The sequence below is a fragment of the Aeromicrobium sp. genome (assembly GCF_014378035.1).
In the GTDB taxonomy this organism is placed as follows: Bacteria; Actinomycetota; Actinomycetes; order Propionibacteriales; family Nocardioidaceae; genus Aeromicrobium.
This window is the reverse complement of the sequence record NZ_JACMOM010000396.1, coordinates 1-8,012: the sequence shown is the minus strand read 5'-3', so window position 1 is coordinate 8,012 and position 8,012 is coordinate 1. Positions and strand designations below refer to the sequence as shown.

At 68.2% G+C, this 8,012-nt stretch carries 13 protein-coding genes; 9 read left to right on the top strand and 4 right to left on the bottom strand.

The genetic code is table 11. The features are described from left to right. The coding region (locus H7290_RS21000; RefSeq protein WP_290515962.1) for a zinc-binding dehydrogenase at positions 1 to 338 on the top strand (338 nt) is incomplete at its 5' end. 53 nt (positions 339 to 391) lie between these two features. Continuing rightward, on the top strand, positions 392 to 1,027 hold the full coding sequence (locus tag H7290_RS20995) for a DUF2461 domain-containing protein (RefSeq protein WP_290515961.1): 636 nt from the start codon (positions 392 to 394) through the stop codon (positions 1,025 to 1,027). A 107-nt stretch (positions 1,028 to 1,134) separates the two neighbouring features. Here H7290_RS20995 and H7290_RS20990 read toward each other — a convergent pair whose 3' ends face one another. From H7290_RS20990 to H7290_RS20975, 4 genes are all read right to left on the bottom strand, one after another. Next, a complete protein-coding gene (locus H7290_RS20990; RefSeq protein WP_290515960.1) occupies positions 1,135 to 2,121 on the bottom strand; it encodes an aldo/keto reductase in 987 nt (328 codons plus the stop codon). Continuing rightward, a complete protein-coding gene (locus H7290_RS20985; RefSeq protein WP_290515959.1) occupies positions 2,118 to 2,507 on the bottom strand; it encodes a MerR family transcriptional regulator in 390 nt (129 codons plus the stop codon). Before H7290_RS20985 ends, H7290_RS20990 begins: the two co-directional genes overlap by 4 nt. Positions 2,508 to 2,568: 61 nt before the next feature. Next, on the bottom strand, positions 2,569 to 2,868 hold the full coding sequence (locus H7290_RS20980; RefSeq protein ID WP_290515958.1) for a hypothetical protein: 300 nt from the start codon (positions 2,866 to 2,868) through the stop codon (positions 2,569 to 2,571). Next, complete coding sequence (locus H7290_RS20975; RefSeq protein WP_290515957.1) at positions 2,865 to 3,182, bottom strand: hypothetical protein; 318 nt, start codon at positions 3,180 to 3,182, stop codon at positions 2,865 to 2,867. Before H7290_RS20975 ends, H7290_RS20980 begins: the two co-directional genes overlap by 4 nt. A 129-nt stretch (positions 3,183 to 3,311) precedes the next feature. On the opposite strand from H7290_RS20975, the gene H7290_RS20970 reads away from it, so the two are divergent. The 7 genes from H7290_RS20970 to H7290_RS20940 are packed head-to-tail and all read left to right on the top strand — an operon-like array spanning position 3,312 to position 7,950. Continuing rightward, positions 3,312 to 3,641, top strand: coding sequence for a hypothetical protein (locus tag H7290_RS20970; protein WP_290515956.1), 330 nt, complete (start codon positions 3,312 to 3,314; stop codon positions 3,639 to 3,641). A 3-nt stretch (positions 3,642 to 3,644) separates the two neighbouring features. After that, a complete protein-coding gene (locus H7290_RS20965; RefSeq protein ID WP_290515955.1) occupies positions 3,645 to 5,267 on the top strand; it encodes a putative T7SS-secreted protein in 1,623 nt (540 codons plus the stop codon). After that, positions 5,264 to 5,560, top strand: coding sequence for a hypothetical protein (locus tag H7290_RS20960; RefSeq protein WP_290515954.1), 297 nt, complete (start codon positions 5,264 to 5,266; stop codon positions 5,558 to 5,560). Before H7290_RS20965 ends, H7290_RS20960 begins: the two co-directional genes overlap by 4 nt. After that, complete coding sequence (locus tag H7290_RS20955; RefSeq protein WP_290515953.1) at positions 5,557 to 6,186, top strand: TNT domain-containing protein; 630 nt, start codon at positions 5,557 to 5,559, stop codon at positions 6,184 to 6,186. Before H7290_RS20960 ends, H7290_RS20955 begins: the two co-directional genes overlap by 4 nt. 14 nt (positions 6,187 to 6,200) lie before the next feature. After that, positions 6,201 to 6,452 carry a hypothetical protein gene (locus tag H7290_RS20950; RefSeq protein WP_290515952.1) on the top strand — a complete coding sequence of 84 codons (252 nt, stop codon included), beginning with the start codon at positions 6,201 to 6,203 and terminating at the stop codon, positions 6,450 to 6,452. Then, complete coding sequence (locus tag H7290_RS20945) at positions 6,449 to 7,111, top strand: TNT domain-containing protein (RefSeq protein ID WP_290515951.1); 663 nt, start codon at positions 6,449 to 6,451, stop codon at positions 7,109 to 7,111. Before H7290_RS20950 ends, H7290_RS20945 begins: the two co-directional genes overlap by 4 nt. Continuing rightward, positions 7,108 to 7,950: a hypothetical protein gene (locus H7290_RS20940; RefSeq protein ID WP_290515950.1), complete on the top strand. Its 843-nt coding sequence runs from the start codon at positions 7,108 to 7,110 to the stop codon at positions 7,948 to 7,950. Before H7290_RS20945 ends, H7290_RS20940 begins: the two co-directional genes overlap by 4 nt. Positions 7,951 to 8,012: the final 62 nt, after the last annotated feature.

The window sequence follows — 8,012 nt, the reverse complement described above, 5'->3', positions numbered from 1 at the left end:
TCGACCCGGTCGGTGGCGACCGCTCCACCGACCCCTTGCGCTGCCTCGCCGACGACGGCCGCATCCTCGTGAGCGGCTTCACCGCCGGAGAGATTCCGACCGTCAAGGTCAACCGCCTCCTGCTGAACAACGTTGCCGTCGTGGGCGTCGGCTGGGGTGCCTACGTCCTGTCGCGACCGGGCCACATCGCCAAGGAATGGGACGCCCTGCTCCCGCACCTCCAGAGCGGCGCGCTCACGCCGGTGGTCGGGCCGACCTTCTCGCTGGAGGACACTGCGCAGGCGCTGCTGACCCTCGACGAGCGCCGGGCCACCGGCAAGGTGCTGCTCGTCCCCTGACCTGCATGCCGTGAGTGAGCAGAGCGTGCAAGCCCGAGCCGTATCCTTTTCGGGTGCCCGAGTTCAACGGATTCCCCGAGGCTGCACTCGACTTCTACGACGACCTCGAGATGGACAACACCAAGTCGTTCTGGGAGGCGCACCGCCAGACGTACGACACCGCGGTGGCCACCCCGATGAAGGCCCTCACTGCTGCGCTCGCTGACGAGTTCGGTGTGGCCAAGGTGTTCCGCCCCTACCGCGATGTGCGCTTCGCGAAGGACAAGACCCCCTACAAGACCCACCAGGGCGCCTTCGTGCCGATGGGCCCCTCGACCGGCTACTACGTGCAGATCGGCGCGCCCGGCGCTCGCGTGGGTGTCGGGTTCTACGAGGCATCGGGGCCTCGGCTCGCCAGCATCCGCGAGGCCATCACCGACACGACCCGAGGTGGCCAGCTGGAGGAGATCCTCGCCGGGCTCCAGGCGGCCGGATGGGAGCTCGGCGGGGACAAGCTCAAGACCGCCCCCCGCGGGTACGACGCCGACCATCCGCGCATCGAGCTGCTGCGCCACAAGTCGATGACGCTGGGCAAGGACTACGGCTTCGAGCCCGTCATCCACACCGCCGACATGCTCGAGCGGGTGCGCGCCGACTGGCGCGAGGCGACGCCGTTCGTGGAGTGGGTCCTGACCTACGCCAAGGGGTAGCCGGCCACCCCCGGGGCCACGAAGATGAGGGTTTGCGCTCGCAGCAGCGGCGATGACCCTCATGCTTCGGCTGGCGGGCCGCGGCCACGACGATCGCGGCAGGAGCGTCAGATGTGGACGGTCTTCATGCCGCCCTCGTCGTAGCGCTCGCCGGCGGAGGCCCCCACGGGCGCTGCGTCCGAGAGCTGGGTGAGCTCGTCGGCCGACAGCTCGATGTCTGCGGCGGCGACGTTCTCCTCGAGATAGGTGCGTCGCTTGGTGCCGGGAATCGCGACCACGCCTTCCTGGTGAAGCAGCCAGGCAAGGGCGAGCTGCCCGGGCTTGACGCCTCGGCTGTCGGCCAGCTCCTTGACCTTCGCAACGATCGCGAGGTTGATGGCGAGATTCTCCTCGCTGAATCGTGGGTTGTTGCGCCGGAAGTCGTCTTCGTCGAGGTCCTTCGCCGAGGCGATGGAACCGGTGAGGACGCCACGCCCGAGCGGCGAGTAGGCGACGAATCCGATGCCGAGCTCACGGATCGTGTCCAGCACTCCGTTGACCTCCGGCGTGCGCTCGAACAGCGAGTACTCGGTCTGCACCGCGGTGATCGGGTGTACGGCGTGCGCCCGGCGGATCGTGTCGCCGGCCGCCTCGGACAGGCCGAGGTACTTGACCTTTCCCTCGGTGACGAACTCAGCCATCGCACCGACGGTCTCCTCGATCGGGACATCCGGGTCGACCCGGTGCAGGTAGTAGAGGTCGATCGTCTCCATGCCGAGGTGCTTGAGCGAACGCTCCAGTGCCTTGCGCGCGTAGGCCGGACTGCCGTTGACCTTGCCGCGCTCACCGGTGTCGGAGATCTCCATCGCGAACTTCGTGGCGATCGCGTACTCGTCCTTGCGGCTCCCGATCGACGCCGCGATGAGGCGCTCGTTCGTGAACGGGCCGTAGGCTTCGGCGGTGTCGATCAGCGTCACGCCGAGGTCGAGGGCCCGATGCAACGTCGCCGCCGACTCTGTGTCGTCACGGTCGCCGTAGAACGCCGACATCCCCATCGCGCCGAGTCCCTCGACGGAGGCCTCGAGGCCTTGGCTTCCCCATGCGGTGTTCTTCATGCGCTCATCACTGCCTTCTTGTAGTAGTCGATCTTGTGCTCGATGGCGTCGAGATGCGTCTGCACCTCGGCCAGCTCCGCCAGGACGTGCTCACGATGGGCGACCAGTATCTGCAGCCGGTCGCGTTCGCTCCCGTCGACCCGGTAGAGGTCGACGAACCGCTTGATGTCGCGGATCGGCATGCCCGTGCGGCGAAGCATCACCAGAGTGCCGAACCAGCGGACGTCGTTGTCGGTGTACCGACGCTGCCCCGAAGCCGATCGGCCCGGTGCGCGAAGCGTGAGCCCGGCCTTCTCGTAGTACCGCAGGGTGTCGACGCTCAGGCCGCTCACCTCGGCGGCGCCACTGATGGTCATGCCCTCGGCGGGCACCTCGGTCATCGTCATGGTTCAAGCATGACCCCTGGAGCGCACTTCAGGTCAAGTCGAACGGTCAGGGCGGACGAGGTCAGTCGACGATCGCGACGTTCTTGACCTCGGTGTCGCGCGCAGACTCCGCCACGGTGTCGAGCGCCGCGCGCACCTTCTCCAACGCTGCCGTGAGCCGCTCGACCCCGTCGCGCAGCTTTTGCTGGTGGTTCATCTCGGCCGCACGCGACGTCGTGGCGGGCGACCACGCGGCGATCTCGGCGTTGACCTTGTCGAGCGCCGACTGCACCTGCGTCGTGATGGTGTCGTGCGCCTGGGTCATGGCGGCCGTCATCTCATCGAGCGAGCCCTGGTGGACGACGAGGCTCGCCTCACTCACTGGGGACCGCCGAGCCGGCCCGCGAGACGTCCGTACGACTCGGTCGAACGGATGTCGGAGCGCGCCTCGGTGGTGTCGACGGCCATCAGGTTGGCGGCGTAGTGGTGCATGATCGACGGCAGCTCGTTGGCCGCCTCGAACCAGTGCGTCAACGCCTCGACGAGCGCGCTGGCCGACGCACCCTTGAAGCCTGTGGCGGCTCCCTCGAACGAGGTGGCGAGGTCCGACAGCGTCGACCTGATGGGTTCTGTGGCACTGGTGAGCGCTGTCGCCGCGCGCGTCTGCGCGCCGATCTCGAGCTCTGTTCCTGACATGGGACCCCCCTTGGACTCCGGTCGTACGAGCGATTGTGCCAGTCGGACCGCGGGTGGGTGTGCCCGCCCGCATCCCACTAGCATTGCCGAATCCGGAAGTTCCATCCGTGACGCGAAGGGGGTTCGCGCATGCCGTCGTACGACTTCGACGTCGACCTGCAGGCCATCGTCAAGGCCGCCCAGGGCACTGCCGACTCGATCAAGCTGTTCAAGGACAAGGACGTCCACGACCTCGTGCCGAGTGAGGACGACCTCGGCAACGGCACCATCTGGGGCGCCGTCGATGAGTTCCAGGAACGCTGGGAGATGGGGATGAACAACCTCACCGGCGATGTCGGCGAGATCGCCGGCCGGCTCGGCAAGATCGCGATGAACTACGCCGAGTTCGACAAGGAGGGCCACGCCACGCTGACCTCGGCGGGCGCCGACCTTGCTTCACTGACGATCATGGAACCGTGATCGATGCCTGACTTCACGATCAAGGGAAACCCCGGCACGGTCCGGTCGAAGGCCGGCGAGATGCGGTCCAAGGCCGACGTGTTCACGCAGACCAGCGACGCCCTGTCGGCGATCAGCACCGGAGGCTGGTCCGGGCGGGCGGCCGAGCGTTTCCTCGAGAAGTTCTCGACCGAGCCCGACAGGTGGCGCGAGTCTGGCAACGGCTTCCGGGGCGCCGCGTCTGCCCTCGAGGTCTACGCCGAGGCACTCGACGCCGCCAAGACCCGGGCCGCCGACGCCAAGGGCGAGTACGCCCGGGGCGAGCAGGTCACGTCAGACGCCCGGAACGCCTACGACTCCGATGTCGACCGCGCCAAGGGCGAGGCCGCCAACGCCGAAGCCGCCGGCCAGACCGTCACGCTCACGATCCTGCCGTTCAACGACCCGGGTGCCGCGATCCGGCAGGCGGCGCTCGAGGAGTACGAGTCGGCGAAGTCCGACCTCGAGATTGCCGCCCAGATCGGCGCCGACGGCGTTCGGCGCGGTTGTGTCGATGCCCCCGCCAAGCGCACGTGGTACGAGAAGGTCGGCGCCGCGGTCGGCGGCTTCGTGCTGGGCGCCGGCGAGGCGATCTACGACCTCGCCAAGCTGGCCACCTTCCTGACCAACCCGGCCGCCTGGATGTTCAACGACATGATGCAGGACGCCTCATCCGGCATGACGGCCGAGGAGATCGCCGCCAAGAACAACATGCGCGTCGAGGACGCCCAAGGCATGCTGCAGGCGCTCAAGGACGACCCGATGGAGTTCGGCAAGAACATCGGCAAGGCGATGCTCGACTGGGACACCTGGGCCGACGACCCGGCTCGAGCCGCCGGCCACCTCCTGCCCGACGCCATCATCGCGGCCCTCACCGGCGGCACCGGCACCGCCGCGACCCGCGGGGTCAAGGGCGGTGTCGACGCCATCGACGGTCTGGCCGACATGGCGAATGCGGGCAACCGGCTCGACGTCCTCGGCGACGCCGGCGACCTCGGCAAGCTCGACGACCTCGGCGACCTCGGCAGGCTCGACGACCTCGGCGACGCTGATGGGCCGGGCGGTATGCACGAGCACACCTCCGACGACTTCCGATCGCTCGACGACCAGCTCAACGACCCGTCGTACAGCGGTGCCAACCGCGACATCATCGAGCCCGACTACGACCCGCTCGGCGGCGAGCCCACTCCAGAGGCATTCAAAGAGAAGTATCGGGTCGAGACCGACGACCCCAACTACCCGGAAGACTGGAACTGGCCGGGCAACCGGGGAGCGGTCGAGGGCAGCGAACGCATAGTCGATCCCGACGTCGGTCCGATCGACCGGATCGGCAGCCCGAACGGGTCTTTCTTCTCGCCCGAGAACACGCCGTTCGGCGAGCGCTCGCTGCCACCCGACCGGCTCAACTTCAACCGCGACACGTGGCACATCGACCTCGAGAACCCCAAGATCACCAGCGGCGAGGTCAAGCTGGAAGCCTCCGACGTGACGCCCGATTTCGGGCAGAAGGGTGGCGGAACCCAGTACCGCTTCCTCGACGCCGAAGGCAATGCCTTGACCCGCGGGCAGCTCGTGGAGCTGAACATCATCTCCAGCGGTGCGCCATGACGGCCGCGGGCCTCGATGTCGATGCCCTCGCCGTCGAGATGTCGGCACAGGGCTTCGGGGAGTTCGTCGACTTCTACATCGCGAACCGCGCCGACGGCACGCTACCGTCGAGCGAGCACATCGGGCTGCGATCCGACGACGGCCGCTACGACATCTGGTACCGCGACATGGGTGTCAGTCGCCAACTTCTGACCACGACCGATCCCGAGGAGGCTCGCCGGATGTTCATCGACGAGACCCGCAAGCTCGTGGCCGTGCGACGTCCGGGCTCGACGTCCGGGACCACCTCGTGAGCACCACCGATGTCGTGCGGCTGGCTGGTGAAGCCGGCGCGCCGACCGAGATGGTGTTCGCCGCCGCTGAGCCCGACGTCATTCCCCGTGCGCCGAGCCAACGCTGGGTCGTCGTGCCGCGTTCCGACGGCGCCACGACCCTCGGAGGAATGGACCGGGGTCGGTTCGCGGTCTACGACACCTACGAGACCGACGAGCTTGCCGCCAACGCCGTGGTGCATGTTCTTCAACCACCTCAGACCATCGTGGTCGATGCCGCGGCCTTCGCGGGGCTCCAGCAGGACGCCAAGCAACTCGCCGCCACCCTTCGCGAGCACTCAGCAAACGGATCACCGCTCACGCCCGACATGATCCCTGTCGGCACTGCGCTCGACCATCTCGGCCCGAGCAGCGGGCACTGCCTCTTCTTGCTCGACACACCGTTCTCGGAGCGCTCGGCGCCACCGACAGATCTCGAGCTCTCCCGCACCGTGTTCCTCGTTCGTGCACCACTGGGTGGCGCAGTTTCCGTCGGCCCCGTCCAACCGTGGTTCGGCCAACCGGGCGGCGGCATCCTCGTGACACTCGAACGCCCCGTGCGGTGGTACTACGACACCGGCGTCGTCGACGTCGTCGCACCGCGGTGAGTCCCGTCGAGTACATGCGCCGCCGACTCGACGAGGCCGGGATCGGGCGCGACTGCCTCATGTGGGACGACGAGGACCGGCGTGGTCAGGAAGGCACCTGGGTCCTCACCCGACTGCCGGACAACCGCATCCGCGCGGCGATGTGGGACCGGGGAAGCGAGGGAATCATCGAGATGTATGACGACGAGCAGGCAGCTGCCGCCGAGCTGGGACGAAGACTCCTTCTGCTCGCACCGGCCCCACCACACGACAAGAAGGACTCATGACGACGCAGAACACGATCGATGAAGGGCTCGCGGAAGCGGGCCTGCCCGCGGGCGCCGTCGTGCTCACTGCCGAGCCGACACCCGACGCGCCACCACCATCCGAGGGGCCGCGGCTAGTGACACCGTTCGGTTCACAAGCAGTGGTGCGAGGTCTGGCACGGGGCACGTTCGCCCCCTACGAGTCGCTGTCGTCCGTCGAGGCGGCCATTGAGCTCGCGACCCGCCACGCTGCGACCACACCCGAGCCGCGCGTCATCGACGCCGCGGAGCTTGCCCGCGCGGGCACAACGACGGCAACGGCCATCCGCAAGCGCACTGCGTCCCGCGGACAGGCAGCCGGCCCCAACGGGCTGTCGCCGGGTGACGCGCTCGACACGTTCGGACCCGACACAGCGCATCACCTCTTCGCCGCGGGCACTCCATTCCCTGAACGTTCGTTGCCGCCATCAGACATCGGGCAAGCCTTCCGCCAGTACACCGTCCAGAGCGTTCTGCCACCCCACGTGATGGAGGGCCTCGCGGCACCATGGTTCGGTCAGCCGGGCGGAGGAGCGATGGTCGTGCTCGACCGTCCCATACGGTGGTACGTCGACCACGGCCAACTGACCGAGGTCAGCGCCGACCCGCCGAGCTCGCCGCGCAGCAGCGCACCCGCATGACCGATCGGCTTCGCGACCTGGGGCGGATGCCTGTCTACTCAGGCCTCGCCTTTCGCGGCATCACTTCGCCAGACAATCCACCGGCAGAGGGCGAGGTCGTCGTCAGCACGGGTGTGGTGGCCGCCTCGATGGACCTGCGGGTCGCGACCGAGAACTTCCGCACCGCCCACGTCACGGCCATCGTCGGATCTTCCGGACGCGGCGCCGAGTCGACTTCCCCGCACCCCCACGAACGCGAGGTGGATTTTCTCCCCGGCACGTCGTTCACCGGCATCGAGACGTTCGAGGTCGATGCGACCGCCGTCAGTCTCGTGGTGGCGGTCGCCCACGGGAGCACCGTCGACCCGGGAGCCGACAAACCGCTTTCCGAGGTCAGAGCACTGGTCCAGAAGCACCTCCGCCTCGCCCATGAACGCCCCGACGTCGAGGTTGTGGCACCGGGCCATTTCGTCGGCGACCTCGGCGGAGAGGTGCTCCCAGCGGATCCCCAGGCCCGCGCGCATCTGGTGGACGGTGTCGCCGTTCGCGTCGGAAGCCACGAGCACTACGGCTGGGAGGAAGCCACCTACACGGTTCGCGGCCTCCACCGCGGACGCCAGTCGTCGGCCGAGTACCTCCAGGTCGAACCCCCCGACGGGCGCACCAGGCTGTTCCTCCGACGCCGGTTCGACGACCTCGACTGGACGCCCGCCGAGCCGGGCGAGATGCCAGTGGGCTCCTGGAAAGGCGAGGCACTGCCCGACGAGGCACCCTTCCTCCCGGAGGGCCGCAACCCCGACTCCTGGCTGTACGCCTGCCCCAAGATTCCCCCGATGATGATCCCCGGCGGTGCGCCATGACGGCCGCGGGCCTCGATGTCGGTGCACTCGCTGTCGAGATCTCAGCACAGGGCTTCGGGGGG

Bases quoted from the DNA above. Each gene is read 5' to 3' on its own strand.
- H7290_RS20990 (WP_290515960.1), bottom strand. From the start codon at position 2,121: ATGAAGAACACCGCATGGGGAAGCCAAGGCCTCGAGGCCTCCGTCGAG.
- H7290_RS20985 (WP_290515959.1), bottom strand. From the start codon at position 2,507: ATGACGATGACCGAGGTGCCCGCCGAGGGCATGACCATCAGTGGCGCC.
- H7290_RS20975 (WP_290515957.1), bottom strand. From the start codon at position 3,182: ATGTCAGGAACAGAGCTCGAGATCGGCGCGCAGACGCGCGCGGCGACA.
- H7290_RS20970 (WP_290515956.1), top strand. From the start codon at position 3,312: ATGCCGTCGTACGACTTCGACGTCGACCTGCAGGCCATCGTCAAGGCC.
- H7290_RS20965 (WP_290515955.1), top strand. From the start codon at position 3,645: ATGCCTGACTTCACGATCAAGGGAAACCCCGGCACGGTCCGGTCGAAG.
- H7290_RS20960 (WP_290515954.1), top strand. From the start codon at position 5,264: ATGACGGCCGCGGGCCTCGATGTCGATGCCCTCGCCGTCGAGATGTCG.
- H7290_RS20950 (WP_290515952.1), top strand. From the start codon at position 6,201: ATGCGCCGCCGACTCGACGAGGCCGGGATCGGGCGCGACTGCCTCATG.
- H7290_RS20945 (WP_290515951.1), top strand. From the start codon at position 6,449: ATGACGACGCAGAACACGATCGATGAAGGGCTCGCGGAAGCGGGCCTG.
- H7290_RS20940 (WP_290515950.1), top strand. From the start codon at position 7,108: ATGACCGATCGGCTTCGCGACCTGGGGCGGATGCCTGTCTACTCAGGC.